This window comes from Bacteroides sp. LFL-34 (genome assembly GCF_027257075.1).
Classification (GTDB): domain Bacteria; phylum Bacteroidota; class Bacteroidia; order Bacteroidales; family Bacteroidaceae; genus Bacteroides; species Bacteroides ovatus.
The window spans coordinates 72110-93464 of sequence record NZ_JAPQKZ010000029.1; the positions used below are offsets into that span (position 1 = coordinate 72110).

Annotated in this window: 17 protein-coding genes; 8 read left to right on the forward strand and 9 right to left on the reverse strand. The window is 41.6% G+C overall.

Features of this window, described 5'->3' with window-relative positions; translation table 11 throughout:
• Positions 1-13 precede the first annotated feature (13 nt).
• Positions 14-880 carry a 3-keto-disaccharide hydrolase gene (locus N5O98_RS17150; RefSeq protein WP_022199213.1) on the forward strand — a complete coding sequence of 289 codons (867 nt, stop codon included), beginning with the start codon at positions 14-16 and terminating at the stop codon, positions 878-880.
• Positions 881-1025: 145 nt separating this feature from the next.
• Positions 1026-1934: a sugar phosphate isomerase/epimerase family protein gene (locus N5O98_RS17155; RefSeq protein ID WP_022199214.1), complete on the forward strand. Its 909-nt coding sequence runs from the start codon at positions 1026-1028 to the stop codon at positions 1932-1934.
• Between the two features lie 96 nt (positions 1935-2030).
• On the opposite strand, the gene N5O98_RS17160 is transcribed toward N5O98_RS17155, so the two are convergent.
• Both N5O98_RS17160 and N5O98_RS17165 read right to left on the reverse strand, forming a co-directional pair.
• Positions 2031-2252: a hypothetical protein gene (locus tag N5O98_RS17160; protein WP_004306615.1), complete on the reverse strand. Its 222-nt coding sequence runs from the start codon at positions 2250-2252 to the stop codon at positions 2031-2033.
• Between the two features lie 159 nt (positions 2253-2411).
• Positions 2412-4085: a long-chain fatty acid--CoA ligase gene (locus tag N5O98_RS17165; protein ID WP_117512100.1), complete on the reverse strand. Its 1674-nt coding sequence runs from the start codon at positions 4083-4085 to the stop codon at positions 2412-2414.
• A gap of 110 nt (positions 4086-4195) precedes the next feature.
• Here N5O98_RS17165 and mtaB point away from each other — a divergent pair, with 110 nt between their 5' ends.
• The 4 genes from mtaB to N5O98_RS17185 are packed head-to-tail and all read left to right on the forward strand — an operon-like array spanning position 4196 to position 8001.
• Complete coding sequence (gene mtaB, locus N5O98_RS17170) at positions 4196-5515, forward strand: tRNA (N(6)-L-threonylcarbamoyladenosine(37)-C(2))-methylthiotransferase MtaB (protein WP_117512101.1); 1320 nt, start codon at positions 4196-4198, stop codon at positions 5513-5515.
• A 2-nt stretch (positions 5516-5517) separates the two neighbouring features.
• Positions 5518-6441: a lysophospholipid acyltransferase family protein gene (locus tag N5O98_RS17175; RefSeq protein WP_115484713.1), complete on the forward strand. Its 924-nt coding sequence runs from the start codon at positions 5518-5520 to the stop codon at positions 6439-6441.
• 2 nt (positions 6442-6443) lie between these two features.
• Entirely contained in the window at positions 6444-7493 is a 1050-nt protein-coding gene (locus N5O98_RS17180; RefSeq protein ID WP_085929311.1) for a glycosyltransferase family 2 protein, read from the forward strand.
• The gene (locus N5O98_RS17185) at positions 7477-8001 is read left to right on the forward strand and encodes a methylglyoxal synthase (protein ID WP_004306620.1); all 525 of its coding nucleotides are present in this window, start codon (positions 7477-7479) and stop codon (positions 7999-8001) included. The genes N5O98_RS17180 and N5O98_RS17185 overlap by 17 nt, the downstream gene beginning before the upstream one ends.
• Before the next feature lie 131 nt (positions 8002-8132).
• Here N5O98_RS17185 and folB read toward each other — a convergent pair whose 3' ends face one another.
• From folB to N5O98_RS17205, 4 genes are all read right to left on the reverse strand, one after another.
• Positions 8133-8504, reverse strand: a complete 372-nt coding sequence (gene folB, locus N5O98_RS17190) for a dihydroneopterin aldolase (RefSeq protein WP_004299342.1) — start codon at positions 8502-8504, stop codon at positions 8133-8135.
• On the reverse strand, positions 8488-9540 hold the full coding sequence (locus tag N5O98_RS17195; protein ID WP_117811457.1) for an acyltransferase family protein: 1053 nt from the start codon (positions 9538-9540) through the stop codon (positions 8488-8490). Before N5O98_RS17195 ends, folB begins: the two co-directional genes overlap by 17 nt.
• A 302-nt stretch (positions 9541-9842) precedes the next feature.
• The gene (locus tag N5O98_RS17200) at positions 9843-12524 is read right to left on the reverse strand and encodes a 4-alpha-glucanotransferase (RefSeq protein ID WP_118161217.1); all 2682 of its coding nucleotides are present in this window, start codon (positions 12522-12524) and stop codon (positions 9843-9845) included.
• A gap of 131 nt (positions 12525-12655) precedes the next feature.
• Positions 12656-15199, reverse strand: coding sequence for an adenosylcobalamin-dependent ribonucleoside-diphosphate reductase (locus N5O98_RS17205; RefSeq protein ID WP_049702055.1), 2544 nt, complete (start codon positions 15197-15199; stop codon positions 12656-12658).
• A gap of 284 nt (positions 15200-15483) precedes the next feature.
• Between N5O98_RS17205 and N5O98_RS17210 the strand changes: the two genes are divergently transcribed.
• A complete protein-coding gene (locus N5O98_RS17210; protein ID WP_008024992.1) occupies positions 15484-16227 on the forward strand; it encodes an NADPH-dependent oxidoreductase in 744 nt (247 codons plus the stop codon).
• A 132-nt stretch (positions 16228-16359) separates the two neighbouring features.
• Here N5O98_RS17210 and dnaA read toward each other — a convergent pair whose 3' ends face one another.
• The 3 genes from dnaA to N5O98_RS17225 form a co-directional block, all read right to left on the reverse strand.
• A complete protein-coding gene (gene dnaA, locus N5O98_RS17215; RefSeq protein ID WP_004299347.1) occupies positions 16360-17772 on the reverse strand; it encodes a chromosomal replication initiator protein DnaA in 1413 nt (470 codons plus the stop codon).
• A gap of 352 nt (positions 17773-18124) precedes the next feature.
• On the reverse strand, positions 18125-19018 hold the full coding sequence (locus N5O98_RS17220; RefSeq protein ID WP_004299349.1) for an MlaD family protein: 894 nt from the start codon (positions 19016-19018) through the stop codon (positions 18125-18127).
• Positions 19019-19027: 9 nt separating this feature from the next.
• Entirely contained in the window at positions 19028-20263 is a 1236-nt protein-coding gene (locus tag N5O98_RS17225) for an N-acetylmuramoyl-L-alanine amidase family protein (RefSeq protein WP_118161230.1), read from the reverse strand.
• An 81-nt stretch (positions 20264-20344) separates the two neighbouring features.
• Between N5O98_RS17225 and N5O98_RS17230 the strand changes: the two genes are divergently transcribed.
• Positions 20345-21298 (forward strand): bile acid:sodium symporter family protein, encoded by a 954-nt coding sequence (locus N5O98_RS17230; protein ID WP_118161216.1) that lies wholly within the window; start codon positions 20345-20347, stop codon positions 21296-21298.
• The last annotated feature ends 57 nt before the right edge of the window (positions 21299-21355 follow it).

Sequence of the window (21355 nt, forward strand, 5' to 3'; positions counted from 1 at the left end):
AATCGTTATTATCATGAAAAAAGTATTTTATCCATTAGCTTGTTGTTGTCTTGCTGCAGGAGTTTTTGCTTCTTGCGGTGGTCAGAAAAAAGCAAATGCTCAGGAAGAACCGAGCAAAGTTGCATTGTCTTACTCTAAATCATTGAAAGCACCGGAAACTGATAGTTTGAATCTGCCTGTTGACGAAAATGGTTATATCACAATCTTTGATGGTGAAACATTTAACGGATGGCGTGGTTATGGAAAAGACCGTGTTCCTACTAAATGGACAATCGAAGATGGCTGTATCAAATTCAACGGTTCTGGCGGCGGTGAAGCTCAAGACGGTGATGGTGGTGACTTGATCTTTGCTCACAAATTTAAAAACTTCGAGTTGGAATTGGAATGGAAGGTTGCTAAAGGTAGCAATTCAGGTATTCTGTATTTAGCTCAGGAAGTTACTTCTAAAGACAAAGATGGTAATGATGTGATTGAACCTATTTATATTTCCGCACCTGAATATCAGATCCTGGATAATGCCAATCATCCGGATGCTAAATTGGGTAAAGATAACAATCGTCAGTCGGCTTCTTTGTATGACATGATTCCGGCAGTTCCTCAAAACTCTAAACCGTTTGGCGAATGGAACAAGGCTAAGATTATGGTTTATAAAGGTACAGTGGTTCATGGACAAAACGATGAAAACGTACTTGAATATCATTTGTGGACAAAACAATGGACTGATATGTTGCAGGCAAGTAAGTTCAGCGAAGATAAATGGCCTTTGGCATTTGAATTGCTGAATAACTGTGGTGGCGAAAATCACGAAGGTTTCATCGGTTTGCAAGATCACGGTGATGATGTTTGGTTCCGCAACATCCGCGTGAAGGTTTTGGACTAATCAAATAGTAATAAGAAGGCACGAGTTACACGTATTTCACGTTTTTTTGAATGGCGATTGCCATAGAGTAACCGTGAAGTCTGTGTAATCCGTGCCTGTTTTTTCTATATAAATCTAATAATTGTAATCCCCTGATATCTATTATATGAAAACAAAAATTTATTTATGTGCGTTGGCTGCTCTTTTCATGATTCCACAGGCAATGACAGCACAAACTAAGAAGAAAGCTAAAAAAGAAGTAGCTATTCAACTCTATTCTGTCAGAGATATATTGAATAAGGTAGACAATAAAGATGGTAAGTGTGACCCCACTTATACTGCTCTTCTGAAGAAATTGGCAAACATGGGATATACCGGTGTTGAAGCTGCCAATTATAACAACGGTAAATTTTATGACCGGACTCCCCAACAGTTTAAGAAAGATGTCGAATCGGCAGGATTAAAAGTTTTGTCTTCACATTGTACCAGACAATTGTCCAAAGAAGAATTGGCTTCCGGTGACTTGTCAGAGTCTCTTCAATGGTGGGATCAGTGTATTGCCGATCATAAAGCTGCAGGAATGAAGTACATCGTAGCTCCTTGGATGGATGTTCCAAAAACGCTTAAAGATTTGAATACATATTGCACTTATTTTAATGAGATAGGCAAACGTTGCAAACAACAAGGTTTGTCATTTGGATATCATAATCACGCTCATGAATTTCAGAAAGTAGAAGATAAAGTAATGTATGATTATATGCTGGAACATACGAATCCTGAATATGTCTTCTTCCAGATGGACCTTTATTGGGTAGTTCGCGGACAAAACAGTCCTGTTGATTATTTTAATAAATATCCCGGCCGCTTCAAGATATTCCATGTTAAGGATCACAGAGAGATCGGACAAAGCGGAATGGTAGGTTTTGACGCTATCTTTAAGAATGCAAAAACTGCAGGCGTTAATTATCTCGTTGCTGAAATCGAGGGTTATAGTGTTCCGGTAGAGGAAAGTGTAGAAGTAAGTCTGGATTATTTATTGAACGCTCCTTTTGTGAAAAGTTCATACGCTAAATAACGTGCGGCTTGCTAAAATAATAAGATAAAGGCATAAAAAAAAGTCTGTGCATGCTTTCGCATGGCAGACTTTCAATTCTCTCTAGCTGTTTCTGAATTATTCAGCTACAGTTTCAGTTGCAGTGCTATCAGCATTCAAAGAATCTGCTGCTGCGGCTGCTGCTTGTTCAGCTTCAAGAGCTGCTGCTTCTACTGCTGCGATTGAGTCAGCGATACGGATAGAATCTGCAGTTGCTTTTGCTGCGTCAGCTGCTTTGTTACCACATGATGCGAATGATACTGCTACGATAGCTACGGCCATCAAAACTAATTTTTTCATTTTCTTTGCTTTTTAAAAACGTAATACAATCAATTGCTTTATTAAAACGATGCAAAGGTATGTACTTTTTCAATATGTTGTTCTCGAAACGCCAACTTTTTTTATATTTTTTTTTGTAACTGGGCACTTTTCTCCCCTTTTTATATGTTTTAGAACATGCTAATCGACAGCAATACTGTTATATAAGTATCTTTTTATGCTTCTTTTGGGCGTTTTTTCAAATTCAGTAGGGTAGAGTTGGATCTTGCTGATTTTCTCATAAGCGGCTACGTTGCTGTTCAGATTCTTAAGATTTTCATCCATGATTGTTTTCAGGTTATCCGGATTATTTAATCCGAGAGAATCCAACGCTTCGTAATCGGCATAAACAAGTGCCACTAATTTTTTATTGCGTTCGATAACAAGACTTTCGAGAATGAAAGGCAGGTTATTCAGTTTGGTTTCCAACTCTTCAGGGAAGATATTCTGTCCGCTAGAACTTAAGATCATAGTCTTGAGTCGTCCCCGGATGAAAATATTTCCGTTGCTGTCCATGGAACCGAGGTCGCCGGTACGTAACCAGCCGTCCTGCGTGAATACTTCCTGCGTTGCTTCCTGGTTCTTGTAGTAGCCCACCATCACATTCTCTCCCCGAACCTGGATTTCTCCGGTTTCTGCTTCCGGGGTTTCCTTATAGATACGCGCTTCCATTATATCCAGAATCTTTCCGGAAGAGCCTAGTACAAACTCATCCCAAGGGGCATAGCTGATTAGTGGCCCACATTCCGTCATACCGTAACCTATAGTAAAAGGGAATTTAATTTTGTAGAAGAATTCTTCTACTTCCTTGTCCATAGCGGCGCCGCCGATAATGATTTCCTTAAACCGACCTCCCAGTGCATCAATCAGTCTTTTGCGTATCTGGTTGTAGATCTGTGTGTCGAGCAGCGGAATATTGAGTGCCCACTTCATTCCTTTTTTATTAATGAGTGGCTGGATGATATTCTTATATATCTTTTCGATCACTAGCGGGACAGTAATAATAAGGTTGGGTTTCACTTCCTCAAAAGCCTTCATTATAATCTTCGGAGAAGGAGTTTTACCAAGCAGAGTGACATGGGTGCCGACAGCGGTTGCAGTCAGAAAGTCGAACGCACAGCCGTATGCATGAGCGAGTGGGAGGAAAGAGAGTACTTTGTCTCCCTTTTTAAGAAGTTCGGTGCGGATACCGAAAGTGACATTTCCTGCCAGATTGTTCCCTGTCAACATCACTCCTTTACTGAAACCGGTGGTTCCGGAAGTATAGTTTAATAGCATCACTTTATCATTGGATAAAGTGGTATATTGAACATCTTCGCGGGCAAATCCTTTCGGATACAAAGAATGCATTTCTTTATCGGTATTTTTCAGAAACTTCTGTATGGTTTCTCCGTCACGCTGATAAAGACACCGGAAATCGGTCAGTGAGAATACGCCTCGCAGTCCCGTTAGTTTTTCCTCTTCCAGATTGTCCCAAATGCTGTCGCTGGTGAACAGAAATACAGATTCGGAATGATTGACGATATGATGAATATCGTTGGGGGTAAAGTCTTGAAGGATGGGAACAATGATTGCTCCATACGTGATGGTTGCCATATAGGCGATGCACCAGTGAGCGTTGTTTTTGCCGATAACTGAAATCTTATCCCCTCTGCGGAGGCTACAATGTTTGAATAACAGATGTAAACGGGCGATTTTTTCAGCTACCTCCCCATAAGTATATTGGGTATCTTCTCCATAATCTGTGTAACAAGGTAGATCCCAATTTTCACGGAAACTATTTTCGTATAGTTTAATGAAATTCTCTTTAATCATTGCACGTTTTTTAGTGAATTGTGCAAAAATAGGAATAAACTTTCGTATCCAAAAGCGTTTTACTAATAATAATGTGTAACTTTGCAAAGTTAATGTGTTTATAACAGCTTATGATAGATACCACTGTATTTCAAAATAAGACAGCCGTTTATTATACTTTAGGCTGCAAATTAAATTTTTCAGAGACTTCAACTATTGGTAAAATTCTGCGTGAGGCAGGAGTTCGGACTGCGCGTAAAGGAGAGAAAGCTGATATCTGTGTGGTAAATACCTGTTCGGTGACGGAGATGGCGGATAAGAAATGCCGGCAAGCGATTCATCGTCTGGTAAAACAACACCCTGGTGCTTTTGTGGTAGTGACCGGATGTTATGCGCAATTGAAGCCCGGTGATGTGGCAAAGATAGATGGAGTGGACGTAGTGTTGGGAGCGGAACAGAAAGGAGAATTGCTTCAATATCTGGGCGACCTCCAAAAGCATGAAAAAGGAGAAGCTATCACTACGACGACCAAAGATATCCGTTCATTCTCTCCCTCGTGTTCACGGGGAGACCGTACCCGTTTCTTTTTGAAGGTGCAGGATGGATGCGATTACTTTTGTTCTTATTGCACGATTCCTTTTGCCCGGGGACGAAGTCGTAACGGGACTATTGCTTCCATGGTTGAACAGGCCCGTCAAGCGGCTGCCGAGGGAGGAAAAGAAATTGTTCTGACCGGAGTGAATATCGGAGACTTTGGCAAAACAACAGGAGAGAGTTTCTTTGATTTAGTAAAAGCATTGGATCAGGTTAAAGGAATCGAACGTTATCGTATCTCTTCCATAGAACCCAATCTGTTGACTGATGCGATTATTGAGTTTGTGTCTCACTCCCGCAGTTTTATGCCTCATTTTCATATCCCTTTGCAATCCGGTTGTGATGAGGTTTTGCAGCTAATGCGCCGTCGTTATGACACTGCTCTTTTTGCTTCGAAAGTAAGGAAGATAAAAGAGGTGATGCCGGATGCTTTTATCGGAGTGGACGTGATTGTGGGAACCCGTGGAGAAACGCCCGAATACTTTGAACAGGCTTATCAGTTTATTGATGGACTGGATGTGACGCAGTTGCATGTGTTTAGCTATTCCGAACGTCCTGGAACGCAAGCCTTAAAAATAGAATATGTGGTTTCTCCGGAAGAGAAGCATCAACGTAGTCAACGTCTGTTGACACTATCGGACCAAAAGACACAGGCTTTTTACGCGCGTCATATCGGGCAGGTAATGCCGGTGCTGATGGAAAAATCGAAGACAGGTGTTCCGATGCATGGATTTACGGAGAATTATATCCGTGTAGAGGTGGAAAATGATGATTCACTGGATAATCGGGTGGTTAACGTACGCCTGGGAGACTTTAATGAAGAGAGGACGGCACTTAAAAGTACAATTTTGATATAAGTATGAGATCCAAACTTATCTATTGGCTGGTATATAGTGGAATGTGGTTGTTTTCGGCACTTCCGTTCCGGGTTTTGTATATGCTCTCGGATCTTAATTGTCTGTTGATGTATCGTATTGGGAAATATCGCCGGAGAGTGGTTCGGGGAAACTTGCTTAGATCGTTCCCGGAAAAAACAGATGCGGAGAGATTGCAGATAGAGCGTAAATTTTATCGTTATCTGTCGGATTATATGCTTGAGGATTTGAAATTGTTGCATATGTCTGCCGAAGAGCTTTGTGCAAGAATGACTTATAAGAATACGGAGCAATATCTGGAACTAACTGAAAAGTATGGAGGTATTATAGTAATGATTCCTCATTACGCCAATTATGAGTGGTTAATAGGTATGGGATCAATCATGAAACCGGAAGATGTCCCTGTGCAAGTTTATAAACCATTGAGAGATAAATATCTGGACGAATTATTTAAACGTATTCGTTCTCGTTTCGGGGGATATAATATCCCGAAACATTCTACAGCACGTGAAATTATTAAGTTGAAACGTGATGGGAAAAAGATGGTAGTTGGGCTGATTACCGATCAATGGCCCAGTGGGTATGATAAATACTGGACTACTTTTTTGGGGCAGGAGACGGCTTTCCTGGATGGTGCGGAGCGTATTGCTAAAATGATGAACTTTCCTGTTTTTTATTGTGAGCTTAGTAAGAAGCGTAGAGGGTATTGTGAAGCGGAGTTCAAGTTAATGACGGAAACACCGAAAGAAACAAGAGAAGGAGAAATCACGGAAATGTTTGCCCATAGGTTGGAGCAAACGATTCGCAGGGAACCGGCATACTGGTTATGGTCTCATAAACGCTGGAAATTAACCAAAGAAGAGGCTGATCAGCTGGAACAGAAGGAATTGAATAAGAAGAAAGAATAATGATGAAGGTTTCAGTTGTAATCTTGAATTGGAACGGGTGCGATATGCTTCGTACTTTTCTTCCGTCCGTCGTCCGCTATTCAGAGGGGGAGGGGGTTGAGGTCTGTGTAGCTGATAATGGCTCTACGGACACTTCTGTGAGTTTGCTTCAACAGGAATTTCCTTCTGTCAGAACGATTGTGCTCGACCAAAATTATGGCTTTGCCGATGGATATAATTGGGCATTGCAGCAGGTCGACGCAGAATATGTAGTTCTTTTGAATTCAGATGTCGAGGTGACGGAGCATTGGCTGGAACCAATGATTGCTTATTTGGATGCTCATCCGGAGGTGGCTGCTTGTCAGCCGAAGATACGAAGTCAACGACAAAAAGAATATTTTGAATATGCCGGAGCGGCTGGTGGCTTTATTGATAAATATGGTTATCCTTTCTGCAGGGGGCGTATAATGGGAGTTGTGGAGAAGGATGAAGGCCAATATGATACGGTGATTCCTGTTTTTTGGGCAACGGGGGCAGCGTTGTTTATCCGGCACACTGATTATGTGAATGTAGGAGGATTGGATGGACGTTTTTTTGCTCACATGGAAGAAATAGATTTGTGCTGGCGACTTCGTTCGCGGAATCGTGAGATTGTCTGTGTACCTCAAAGTATTGTCTATCATGTAGGAGGAGCTACTCTTAAAAAAGAGAATCCTCGTAAGACTTTTCTTAATTTCCGTAATAATCTTGTCATGCTCTATAAGAATCTTCCACAGAAGGAGTTAAATAAAGTGATGCGTATCCGGGCCTGTCTCGATTATGTGGCAGCGTTTAATTTCTTGTTGCAAGGGCACTGGGACAATGCTCGTGCTGTGATACGTGCGCGGAAAGAGTATAAACAACTATGTCCGTCATTTTCTTTATCCCGTGAAGAGAATATGAGAAAAAAAACTTTGAATCCGATACCTGAACGGACAAAAAGTAGTATCTTGTGGCAGTTTTATGCGAGAGGATGCAAACGGTTCTCTCAATTGTCGGATTTTAAAAGGATAGCAAATGGAATCAAAGGTTAGAAGAGGCATCGGGCTGGTAGCACACGATGCAATGAAAAAAGACCTCATCGAATGGGTGCTATGGAACTCGGAACTGTTGATGGGTAATAAATTCTACTGTACGGGTACTACAGGTACTTTGATATTGGAAGCATTGAAGGAGAAACATCCTGATGAAGAGTGGGATTTTACGATTTTAAAATCAGGTCCGTTAGGTGGTGACCAACAGATGGGGTCACGTATTGTGGATGGGCAGATTGATTATCTCTTTTTCTTCACGGATCCCATGACACTGCAACCGCATGATACGGATGTGAAAGCATTAACCCGTTTGGCCGGTGTAGAAAATATAGTTTTCTGTTGTAACCGTTCTACGGCAGATCATATTATTTCCAGTCCGTTATTTATGGATCCTGATTACGAACGTATTCATCCGGACTATTCCAGTTATACGAAACGTTTCCAGGATAAACCTGTGGTGACGGAGGCTGTAGAATCGGTAAATAGAAGAAAAAAGAAGAGAAAATAAGCCGGTAGTTTACGGCTGTGAAAATAGAAGCAGATCTTGCTTAAAAAGGAATGCAGATGATACGGATTACTTTATTAATATCGTATTATCTGCATTTCGTCATTTATGTTTCATTTCCAGTTGTGATTATCTTATTTCCTGCTGCAGTGTAGCTCAATTCCTGCAGACTCTATATCTGCTCCCATCGGTGGGTTTCGTTTGGAAAGCCGGAGTTCGATTTCTTCAATACAGGGGAATTGGTCAAAGAGTTTTTGTATAATCCGTCCGCTAACGTGTTCCAGCAATTTTGAGGGAACAGCCATTTCATTTTCTATCACCTGATGTACTTCAGCATAGTTGACGGTGTCGGTAACTTCATCTGTCCGGGCAGCTTTGCTGATATCTACTTTCAGTTTCAGGTCAATGAGATATTCATTCCCAATCAGATTTTCTTGCGGTGCAACTCCATGATAGGCGTAACAACGAATTTCTTTCAAAAGGATATAGCTACTGTTTATCTTCATATACTGTCTTTTTAGTGTGATCTTGTTTGACTTTTAACAGGTCTTTCTGTGCAACCATTTGTGGAATCACTTTAAGAAAGACGGGTGTGAGCAGAAGGCAGATGCTTAATGTTATAAGCAAAAGTGCGCTTGCCTGTGCCCAACTATTGTGAATATAACGGCTGACTAATGGACCTAAAAAATGAAGTATCGGTCCATGGATACTTAAGGTGATAATTGAATATCGTCCCAAGTAAGAAACAACCTTTATCTTCTTCACTTTTTTGCAAAGTAACATAATCATAAATATTCCTGCAAACGCAGCGATATATACTTGAAAAATATTTCCCGTATAATTGTTGGTACGCATCCCCAATGTAGTAGCGGTAAAGTACATTACCACCAGTGCCAATACAACAAAAACCGGTATCAGTTTGTCGAAACGATGGCTGGGATATAGAAAGAAATTATACCGTCGGATCCAGAAACCGGCCACATAGAAGGGGAGGGCAGTCATGGAAACATCTATATACAGGGGTAACTCTATCTGTAATTTTCCGAGATAAAATCCTGCACAACCAATCAGAATTGTCACAGCGAACATGACAGGCAGATGCTTTTCACGCAGAAAGTGAATTAGATAAAATAGGATATTACAATTGAATAATGCGAGTAGAAACCAGATCGGTGGATTGAACTTGATAAGGTCGTGTCCATGAAATACAACCAAGAGTTCATCCCACGACACAGGCAGTTGAAACACCCCCGGAGCAATCTTCCAAACAATGTATTTCATTAGAAATGCACTTAGATAGAAGAAAAGAAAAGGAATAATCAATTTGTTTATTTTTCGTAGGATGAATCCGAACAGGCCTTCGTATGATTTGAAAAACACTCCCGAGATAAAGAAGTAAAGCGGCATGCGGAAACAGGATAACATCGAATTCGTATCCAGTTGTTCGAAGGCCCCTCCAACGTGTGCCATTACCACAAGGATAATGCAGACTCCTTTGGTTAAGTCCACAAAATCAATACGTCTGCTCTGGTTGCCTTCCATTATCTCTTTTAATTTCTCTTTTTCGGCGCAAAGATACTTTATAAATCGGAATAAAAAGAGGAACATTGAAAAAATAAACGAATGATGCGAAAAGCGAAAAAGTATGATATATAGTAATGATATTATTGCGAAAAAAATGGTTGACTATGTTTTGAAACTCCTTATTTTACCTCTGTTATCAATATATCCTTGAAAAACGAATGACGCGGATCACATAGATTTTTAGCGTTCTTAATCTAGTGTTATCCGCGTCGGTAGTGTCCGGAAAATATCCTTTTTGAAAGTTACTTGTACCTTTTATTCTATTTATTCGGATCTCTTCCTGTGTATTTAATCAATTCGCTAATCTTATCATTGAGTGTTTTTGCTTTCATCAACTGTTCCAGAGTGAGATGCATCCGGTATCTCCAGTAGTTTCGTGGATTGGATGGAACATTAATTCGCTCTTCCGCCACATTCGGATTTCTCCATTTCCCGTCTATCGATAACCAATCCTGGAAAGACAAGATACAGAGAATGGAATTACTGTTGAGATGGTTGCGTACGATTTCCTCGCACAACTCCGGGGTGGCAATTGTCGGTGCAACTCCATAATGTCCTAACGTTGCATTATAGTAACGTTGGGTCTGTTGATAATCTTCTTCCCACCAGCCACGCAACGTAGACATATCGTGAGTGGAGATTGTGCAAACAGACCGGTACGGATATTCATTTAAATGCCCGAATTCATGCATCGGATTCTTAGGCATCCGCTGAATTTCCAGACTAAGAATCCGGAGATCATTCATCACCGACGACACACAAGCAGGAATCATCCCCAAATCTTCTCCACAAACCAACATGCGGGTTGATTGTGTCAGTTGAGGTAACTTCTTCATAGCCTGTTGATACCAGAACTCGTTGTGCCGGTGATAATAATACTGGTCGTATAGTCTGTTAAACGCATTTTTCTCTTCTTCGTTCAGCGACCGGAATACGAAATCCCGTTGCACACCGATGCGCGGGTGGTATTTACCTTCCTCTTTCTTATCCGCAACAAATAAGACGTTGCTGATTAATGAATAAAGCCCTTCCCGAATCCACACACTATCTTCATCATTTCTACCGGCGAAGAATTGCTCTACCTCCCGTTGTGTTTCGAATCCCGGTTTCATCCGATAAAGTCCGGAGTTATCAACCGATTCAAGGAAATCTTGTTTGACTAAATGGGTATGCGGTCCGAACAACTGTCCGAGGAAAGATTCATGGATGAATGGTAGCAGATATTCATCCCGGAACGTTAGACCATAACTTTCGATTTCTTCCCGGCTCATCGGTAAAGAAGGATCAAACTGACCTAACAATCCGTGTACAGCGTGCATCGGTATTTCCCAAATACGGAAGAAACCGAGGATATGATCGATCCGGTAAGCATCAAAGTATTCCGCCATTTTCTGAAAACGCTTCATCCACCAGCGGTATCCGTCTTTTTCCATGACATTCCAGTTGTATGTGGGGAATCCCCAGTTTTGCCCGTTGATCGAGAAATCATCGGGCGGAGCACCCGCTTGTCCGTCGAGATTGAAGTAATGGGGTTCTGTCCAGGCTTCCACGCTGTTGCGGCTGATACCAATCGGAATATCCCCCTTTAATACGACACCGTGTTGGCGGGCATATTCGGTTGCAGACAACAATTGCAGATGCAAATGATACTGGATATAATAATACAACGAGATGTGAGGATAATCTGCTGTTCCCGGTTGGCACATTTTTTCTATATCTTTCGCTTGGTAAACAGAGTGTCTCGGCCATTGGCGGAAATTGGGTGTTTTGTAGGCGTCGCGCAGATAACTAAAGACTGCATAAGGTTGCAGCCATTCCTTGTTCGTTTCAAAGAAATCTTTGAAACCTTTGGAAGCCAATACCTTTTCTCCTTCCTGTCGGAACAGTAAGTTGAAAAACTCCCATTTAGTTTGGTTGACCGCTTCGTAGTCAATAGCAGGGAGGCTGTTCAGTTCCTTTTGCTTCTTGCTGAATTTTGATACCGCTTCTTTATCTTTCAGAGTTCCCATTTGCCTGATATCCGCATACATCGGATGGAAAGCATAAATAGAAATGCTGTTATAAGGATAAGAGTCCGTCCATGCATGAGTCATGGTGGTGTCGTTGACCGGTAAAATCTGAATAACTTTCTGGCGAGTATTTACTGCCCAGTCTACCATACGTTTCAAGTCGCCGAAATCACCTACTCCGAAACTTTTCTCTGATTTTAAAGAAAATACGGGTATAGCGATTCCTGCCCCTTTCCATGCGGGAATGTCGAAATAAACATATCGGTCGGAAATCACGAGCGTTTCGTTGGTCTTCAGTTCCGGGTCTGCCAGATAGCGGTTAGGGTTTTTCTCCCAGCAGTCTGCTTTCTTTTCCTGTTTGTTGTAGAGGATGAATTTATATTCCAGCGGATATTTTAGTTTGCTGGCGTCCAGTTCTATCTGCCATTCCGGGAAATTGGTATCACTCATCAGCACCGCTTTCTCCGGGTCCCAGTGACCTAATGATTTCTGGTTGCCACAAATTGCCAGGCAATAATCTTTGTTGATACGTGGGGCGTAGGCCTTGATAACCAGTCCCTTCTTATATCTTTGCGGGATATTCTCTTTTTCAGGATGTGCCAGTAAGGCTTCTGTAAAAGCAGAACTATAAAGATACAGTTGTTCCGGGATATTTTTCCAGCAATCATTGATTCTGTATATCTTCCTGGAGCTGCCTGATAAGAAAATAGATCTCGAAAAACTGTCCCATTCCTTGCGGATAACTATTCCGTTTTGCTCTATCTGATAGCTATAATTGATAGTCATCCCTTCTTGAGGGACTTCAAGCTCAAGTTCTGCCGTCCAATAGATCCCATCGGTGGTGTGTAAAGGAATTGATTCCGGAAATAAGCCGGAAATCCTTACTTCTTCTCCCCAATTGGTGCGGTATTCAATATTAAATGATAGAATCATATATATTAGATTTTGATTGTATATGTAAGACACTGCAAGTATAAGACATTTTTTTGAATAAAAAATAAAAGGAGCCGCACCGGACTCCTTTTAATCTTTTGTTTATATATTAATTAACATACGTAGGACTATTATCCACATCTGGAAGCGCCGCAAGTAGTACAAATCAGACAGCCTTCCTGATAAACCAATGTCTCGTTGCCACAGTTCGGGCACTTCTTACCTTTGGCTTCCGTTCCATCCTGAATATACTTCTTCAATGCACGTTCTACACCGTTTTTCCAAGTGTTGATACTTTCACTGTTCAATTGCAGAGAGCCAACCAGTTTGATAACCTGTTCAATCGGCATCCGGTAGCGAAGCACGCCGGAAATCAATTTTGCATAGTTCCAGTATTCCTTGTTGAACTTCTCTGACAATCCTTCAATGGTCGTCTTATATCCGCGTTTGTTCTCGAATTGGAAGTCGTAACGTTTGGTACCGTCTTCATCCACATTTTTGATGATACGTCCGCAAGTCACGCTCTTAGGCAGCAAGATACCTTCGTCGTCATCTTGCAAACCAGTGAATATTTCATAAGGGTGTCCGTCCAATAATCCGACAAAAGCTACCCATTTTTCCTTGTTGTTCTGGAAACGGACAACGTCTGCTTCCAATATTCTCGGACGTACCTCTACAACCGTAGGCGGTTTGCAAGGAGGAAGTCCTTCTTTCTTGTCTTTATCCGATTTCGTAGAGATCAGCACTCCGGAGCGTGAACCGTCACGATATACGGTACAACCTTTACAGCCGGATTTCCATGCCTCTACATACAGGCGGTTTACTAAATCCTCGTCCACATCGTTCGGCAGATTGATGGTTACGCTGATAGAGTGGTCTACCCATTTCTGGATTCTTCCCTGCATTTTCACCTTCATCAACCAGTCGACATCGTTAGAAGTCGCTTTGTAATAAGGAGATTTGGCAACCAGTTCGTCAATCTCTTCTTGGGTGTAACGTCTGACCGGATCGTATCCGTTAGCTTCCATCCAGGTAACAAATTTATGATGGAATACGATGTATTCTTCAAATGCGTCCCCTGTTTCGTCTACAAAGTCTACATGCACATTCGTATCGTTCGGGTTTACCTTTCTTCTACGTTTGTAAACAGGCAGGAATACAGGCTCGATACCCGAAGTGGTCTGCGTCATCAAACTGGTCGTTCCGGTTGGAGCAATCGTCAGACAGGCAATGTTGCGGCGACCGTATTTCTTCATGTCCTCATACAGTTTCGGGTCAGCTGCTGCCAGGCGTTGGATGAACGGATTGTTCTGTTCACGTTCGCTATTGTATATTTCGAAGGCACCGCGTTCTTTGGCCATTTCTACTGAAGAACGATAGGCACCGAGAGCTACTGTCTTGTGTACTTTTTCAGAGAATTCCGTTGCTTCTTCCGTTCCGTAGCGCAATCCTAATGCAGCAAGCATATCACCTTCTGCAGTGATACCTACGCCAGTACGACGACCTTGTCCGCTCTTCTTGTAGATTTTCTCCCAAAGTGCACGTTCCGCATGTTTCACTTCTTCGTTTTCCGGATCTTCGTCAATCTTGGTCATGATACGTTCGATCTTCTCTAGTTCGAGGTCGATAATATCGTCCATGATCCGTTGAGCGAGAGCCACGTGTTTTTGGAACAGGTCGAAATCAAAATAAGCATCCGGTTTGAACGGATTTACCACATAAGAATATAGATTGATAGCCAATAAGCGGCAAGAATCGTAAGGACATAGAGGAATTTCTCCGCATGGGTTGGTAGATACCGTTCTGTAACCCAGGTCTGCATAGCAATCAGGCACAGATTCACGGATAATCGTATCCCAGAACAAAACGCCCGGTTCTGCCGATTTCCATGCATTGTGAACGATTTTCTTCCACAAGGTAGAAGCGTCGATTTCCTTGGTGAATGTAGGTTGGGCAGAGTCGATAGGATATTGCTGTACATACGGCTTTTCGTCTACGGCAGCCTGCATGAAAGCGTCGTCCAACTTGACAGAAACGTTTGCTCCGGTCACTTTACCTTCGGTCATCTTGGCATCAATGAATGCTTCCGAATCCGGATGCTTGATAGACACGCTCAACATCAATGCACCGCGACGTCCGTCTTGAGCTACTTCACGAGTGGAATTCGAATATCGTTCCATGAACGGAACAAGACCGGTAGAAGTCAACGCCGAGTTTTTAACGGGAGAACCTTTCGGACGGATGTGTGATAAGTCGTGACCTACACCACCGCGTCTTTTCATTAGTTGTACCTGTTCTTCGTCGATTTTGATAATAGCGCCATAAGAGTCGGCTGCACCGTCCACTCCGATAACGAAGCAGTTGGATAGTGAAGCAACCTGGTAGTCGTTACCGATTCCTGTCATCGGGCTACCTTGGGGGACGATGTACTTGAAGTGATCCAGTAAATCATACAGTTCTTTTGCTGTTAACGCATTCGGATACTTCGATTCTACGCGTGCCACTTCATTTGCAATTCTCCAATGCATGTCTTCCGGGGATTTTTCATAGATATTACCGAAAGAATCCTTTACTGCGTATTTGTTTACCCAAACCCTTGCAGCAAGCTCGTCGCCTTGAAAATATCGTAAAGATTCTTCATAGGCTTCGTCGTAAGAATAAATCTGTTTTTCCACGATTCAATTTGTGTTAAATCTCGTTTTTAATAAGTAATATGTAGAAGTTTACTTATCGTTAACAAATGTAGGCGCAAAGCTAAGAATGTTTTTTCATCTATCAAAATAAAAATGAATTAATTTATTAACAGATTGCAAGTTTTCCATTTGTTTATGCTAAGTATTTGATAAAGAGTTAGAATTGGATTTTGTTCAAAGGTTAAAGTTCTCCAAAAAGAAAACTATTCTATTCCACTAGTGTGGTGGATTATTTTTTTCTTTTTATATCTTTGCAAAAAAAAGATATGTTTGAAACCGTAAAGAACAGAAGAACTATCCGGAAATATCTGCCTAAAGATATAAATCCGAGTTTGTTAAATGATTTGCTTGAAACCTCTTTCCGTGCTTCTACGATGGGTGGGATGCAACTTTATAGTGTGATTGTGACTCGCGATGCGGAAATGAAGGAGAAACTTTCGCCTGCTCATTTCAATCAGCCGATGGTAAAAAATGCTCCAGTCGTACTGACTTTTTGTGCTGATTTCCGTCGTTTCAGCAAATGGTGTGAACAGCGGAAAGCAGTGCCGGGCTACGATAATTTAATGTCTTTTATGAATGCGTCTATGGATACTTTGCTTGTTGCACAGACTTTTTGTACGCTGGCGGAAGAAGCAGGACTCGGCATTTGTTATTTGGGAACTACCACTTATAATCCTCAAATGATTATTGATACCCTCCAACTCCCCGAACTGGTATTCCCTCTCACCACAATAACGGTAGGCTATCCGGATGGTATTCCCGCACAAGTAGACCGTTTGCCTTTGGAAGCTGCCGTGCACGATGAAAAATATCACGACTATACACCGGAAGAAATAGATAAACTCTATGCCTACAAAGAATCATTGCCGGAAAACAAGCAGTTTATCGAAGAAAATAAAAAAGAAACATTGGCTCAAGTCTTTACGGACGTGCGTTACACAAAGAAAGATAACGAATTTATGTCCGAAAATCTATTGAAAGTACTTCGCCAGCAAGGATTCTTGAAATAAGTATTAAGTATTTTTCAAGTATTAAGTATAAAGTATTAAGTATTACCCTGGTGCGAAACCGCATAATAAAGCCTGTCCGCATGGATAATACTTAATACTTAATACTTAATACTTAATACTTAATACTTAATTTCAGTTTCTCTTTTTCAGTAACGATTCTATTTCCTGTACTTCTGCACTAAAGCTTTTGTCCACCTCCAATTGTCCTTTTACGGTTTTGCAGGCGTGAAGTACCGTTGCATGGTCTTTGTTACCGATAAACTTACCTATCTTAGAAGTTGAAAAGTCTGTGTGGTTTTTAGCTAGATACATGGCAATCTGTCGTGCTTGAACGACTTCCCTTTTTCTGGATTTTGTATGTATGGCAGACGGTTCCAGATCAAAATGTTTGCATACCACTTTGAGGATATCATCGATGGTAACCGCTTTCGTTTCGTTATGAACCACGCCATGTACAATGTGTTGTGCCAAATCCAAATCTATTTCTTTGTTGAAAATAGTGGAACGAGCCATGATAGCAATGACGATACCTTCCAGATCGCGTACACTTTCATTCACATTTTCGGCAATATAATCGATCACTTCCGGCGGGAATTGTAATCCGTCGCGGTGTATCTTGTTGCGTAGAATGTTTTTGCGAAGTTCTACTGTCGGCTTTTCAAGCTCGGCTACCATACCCCATTTGAAACGGGTCAGGAGGCGTTCTTCAATACCTTGCAACAATACAGGAGCACGGTCTGAAGTTAATATGAGCTGTTTGCCGTTCTGGTGTAAATGATTGAAGATATGGAAGAAGTTGTTTTGAGTCTTGGTGACACCGGCAAACTCCTGAATATCATCAATGATTAATACATCAATCGTCTGGTAAAAGTTAATAAAGTCGTTGGTCGTGTTATTGCGTACAGAATCCGTATATTGTACCTGGAACAAATGTGCCGAAACGTACAATACTCTTTTCTCTGGATAAATTTCTTTGATTTTCGTGCCTATTGCGTTTGCCAGGTGCGTCTTTCCTACTCCGGATGCTCCATAAAGGAATAACGGGTTGAAAGCAGTCCCTCCCGGTTTTTGCGCTACGGCTTCCGCCACACTTCTTGAAAGTTTATTGCTGTATCCTTCAATGAAGTTCTCAAAATTATAATTGGGATTCAAATGCGGGTCCAAATCCTGAACGGCAGGGGCCTGTAGGAAGCTGGGAGCTTTGTTTCCTCCGATTATGCTTTTGGGAGTAACAGCCGTAGAACGATTGCTTGCTTCGAGATTCACGGTTTGATTCGGAATCGAAGTCTTGTCCACCATGACATTGTACATCAACTTGGTTCCTTCGCCAATGACCTTATATAATGTCTTACGTATAAGATCTACGAATCTCTCTTCCAGTATTTCATAGAAAAACTGGCTCGGGATCTGTAAGATCAACGTTTTGTCCTCATATTTCAACGGAACAATAGGGGCAAACCAAGTATTATATGTCGTCTCGGGAACATTGTCTTTAATAACGTCGAGACAGCGGTTCCAAAGTACGACATGATTTGATTCAATCATAGTAACTTTTAATACATTTATTAATTAAGCAAAACTTCTACGTTTGCAAAATTGGGAATCTTATTCGGAAAAAACAAATCTATTTTTTTCTTGTTTTTTTCATGCTAACAATAATGTGTTTACTTTCAATGACTTATGCGTTTGTTGTCGGACACACTCTGTTTACCCTCTCTTGCAGTTTTGTAAGTATCTGTATGTTAATGTCTTATATATATAATTTTAGCCTTTTTTCTCACTTTTGTACGTTTGTACGGGAATATTATTTCGGTTTGTAGATAGACATTTGAAGAGCAATCTACTTTCTTTTGAAAGCCCTTCGTTATTTAGATAAAATCTATATAACGATAATTTGCTACTTGTCTTTCTTGCCGAATAATGAGAAGTGAACGTACCGTTTCGGATGCTCTTTCAGGTCTTCTAATAAGCTGGCTGCATTTTCAGTTGTTGCATTCAGATTATTGTATAAAGTCGGGTCGTTGAAGAGCAGTCCGATAGTGTTATCTTTGCTGTTTAATTTTTCTGTAAGTATTTTTACGTTAGCCAGCGTTTCGTCTATTTTTTTGAAAGTGGCTGCATAGTCTACTTCTTTCAAATTTCCGCTGATGACAACGAAGTTGTCTCCGATGGTGTTCAGTTTACTGGTGAGTTGAGGTATGTCATTACTCATCAGCCCTTTTACCTGCGAACTGACTACTGCCAGGTTGGCGGTTGTCTTCTCTATCGAGTGCAGGGTGGCAGGGATGCTCTTGTCTCCTAATATATTGTTCAGAGAGATGAGGATAGAATCCAGTTTCGGAAGCATTTCTTCTACCTTGGGGATCAGTTTCGCCGCGCTTTCCATCATTCCGTTGTTCAGTGTGCCGGGGATCGTATCTCCTACGGCATATTTTTCGCGCGGGTTGTTTGCCAGAAGAATATTCATGCGTACGCCTCCCATAAGTTCGGATACAAGCTCGGCACTACTTCCTTTGGGAATCCGCAGTTCCGTGTCCAGTTCCACTTCGACAATTACATTTCCGGGTTTGGCATAATCATAATAGATGTCACGCACGATACCTACACGAACACCGTCGGCAAATACCGGGCTTGATTTGGTGAGTCCGTTTACGTTTTCAAATTTGGCATAGAAATAGCTGGAAGGTTGAAACATGTGTATACCTTTCAGCCAGTTAATTCCGTATATAAGCACACATAGTGCAACGATACCTGCAATACCTATTCTGACTTCTTTTGTAATGTACTTCATTTTATCTTTTTATTTATTTCTTCTTTTTTTGAATTCGGCAATCGCTTCATTGACGTTCATTTTCTCGCCGTTCCGGAAAGCGATGATAAAGGCGTCTTTGAATTGTGCCGTAATGGTGCGCTTCGTACGCAACACCTTGTTATAATCGGAGGAAGCTCCATACGTATATTTGTATATTCCCCCTTCCTTATAATAATCTACCTCTTTCAGTCCTTTCAGCCGTTTGTCGTTTTTGGCGAGAGGTTTGGAAGAAGTAAGTATCTGTATCTTAAACGTAATTTCACTGTCATTGGTTGCACTCTCTACTACAATTGGGCGTTTCGGTGCTGTTTTTGCTTCGGCCAATAGCTTTTCCTGTTGGGGAGCTGTGTTCACGCTTTCGGTATCCTTTTGGGCAATTGCCGGGGCGTTGTCTTCTTCCTGTTCGGTTGGGACGATTGTTTTGCTGACTCCCGTTAGGCGCAGTTCATGTTCTCTCTTATAATTTAAGAAAGCACGGTAGATGCCTTTTGCCATGGTGCCGGCCCCTTCTTCGGAATTCAGATAGCGCTCCTCTTCGGGCGTAGAGATAAATCCTAGTTCTATCAGAATGCTCGGCATGGCACTCGCTTTTAAGACAAGGAATCCGGCTTGATGCACTCCACGGTCTGCCCTTCTACAAGTTTGGCGAAATTGTTTCTGCATCAGCGAAGCCAGGTGTACACTCTGCTCCATATATTTATCTTGCATGAATTCAAATATAATATATGACTCGGCAGAGTTCGGGTTGAAACCGGCATATCTTGTTTTGTAGTCACTTTCGTAGAGGATTACGGAGTTCTCTCGCTTGGCGACTTCCAGATTTGCGTCTGATTTGGCCAAACCCAGTGTCCAGGTTGAAGCACCTTTTGCGGTACGGTTGTTAGCCAGTGCGTTGGTGTGAATGGAAATAAAGAGATCAGCCTTCGCGTTGTTGGCAATTTCTGCGCGTCGGTCTAAAGGGATGAATACATCTTTGCTACGAGTGTAAATCACTTTGACGTCGTCGCAATTCCTTTTAATCAGATTTCCCACTTTCAGGGCAACGTTCAGATTGATATTTTTCTCTTTCGAGATTTTGCCGATGGCGCCCGGATCATGTCCGCCATGTCCTGCGTCGATAACTACTACAAAATCCTTCCCCCATAAGTGGTTAGTACATGAGGGTAGAAAAAGTAGCCAGAGGCAAATGAATATGTATAATATGTACGGTCTATTCAGTTTCATATCTATAATACGGTGCAAATGTAGTAGAAATTTGTAGAAAACTCATTATTTGCCATTAAGTTTTGTGTTTTTTTCGGTTTAATGGTAGCTTTTTTCCTGAAATCTCCGTTACTTTGTGCTTCGAAGTTAAAATGTACGACGATGCTTAAGTTTTTGAAGAATTGGACGTTACCTATTGCTATGCTGGTAGGTGCTATAGGTTATCCGCTGTTTATCAGCCTTTCTTTTCTGACTCCCTATCTTATTTTTACGATGTTGCTATTGACCTTCTGTAAGGTATCTCCTCGTGATTTGAAGCCTAAACCTCTCCATTTGTGGTTGTTATTGATTCAGATTGGCGGAGCGTTGGCTGCTTATTTGTTGCTTTATCGCTTTGATAAAATAGTAGCAGAGGGAGTGATGGTTTGTATTATTTGTCCTACGGCTACGGCTGCTGCGGTGATTACTTCCAAGTTGGGTGGGAGTGCAGCCAGTCTGACTACTTATACATTGATAGCAAATATCGGTGCGGCTATTGCTGTGCCTATTCTTTTTCCTTTGGTGGAGGTGCATCCTGATGTCACTTTTTGGGAGGCGTTTCTTGTTATTTTAGGTAAGGTGTTTCCGTTGTTGATTTGTCCTTTTTTGGCTGCCTGGTTGTTGAGTAAGTGTTTGCCAAAGGTGCATCAGAAGTTATTGGGCTATCATGAACTTGCTTTTTATTTGTGGGCTGTATCTTTAGCTATCGTAACAGCGCAGACGTTGTATTCCTTGCTCAATGACCCAGCGGATGGTTTTACGGAAATCATGATTGCTGTCGGAGCACTGATTGCCTGCTGTTTGCAGTTCTTTTTGGGGAAGACAATCGGCTCAATTTATAATGACCGTATCAGTGGCGGGCAGGCGTTGGGACAAAAGAATACGATTCTGGCTATTTGGATGGCACATACTTATTTGAATCCATTGTCTTCTGTGGCTCCCGGTTCGTATGTGTTGTGGCAGAATATTATTAATAGCTGGCAGTTGTGGAAAAAGAGAAAGAATGAGATAAAATAATGAATATAATCTATTGATATTTAGGTGTTTGCTATTTGTACCCAACTTTTCCTTTGT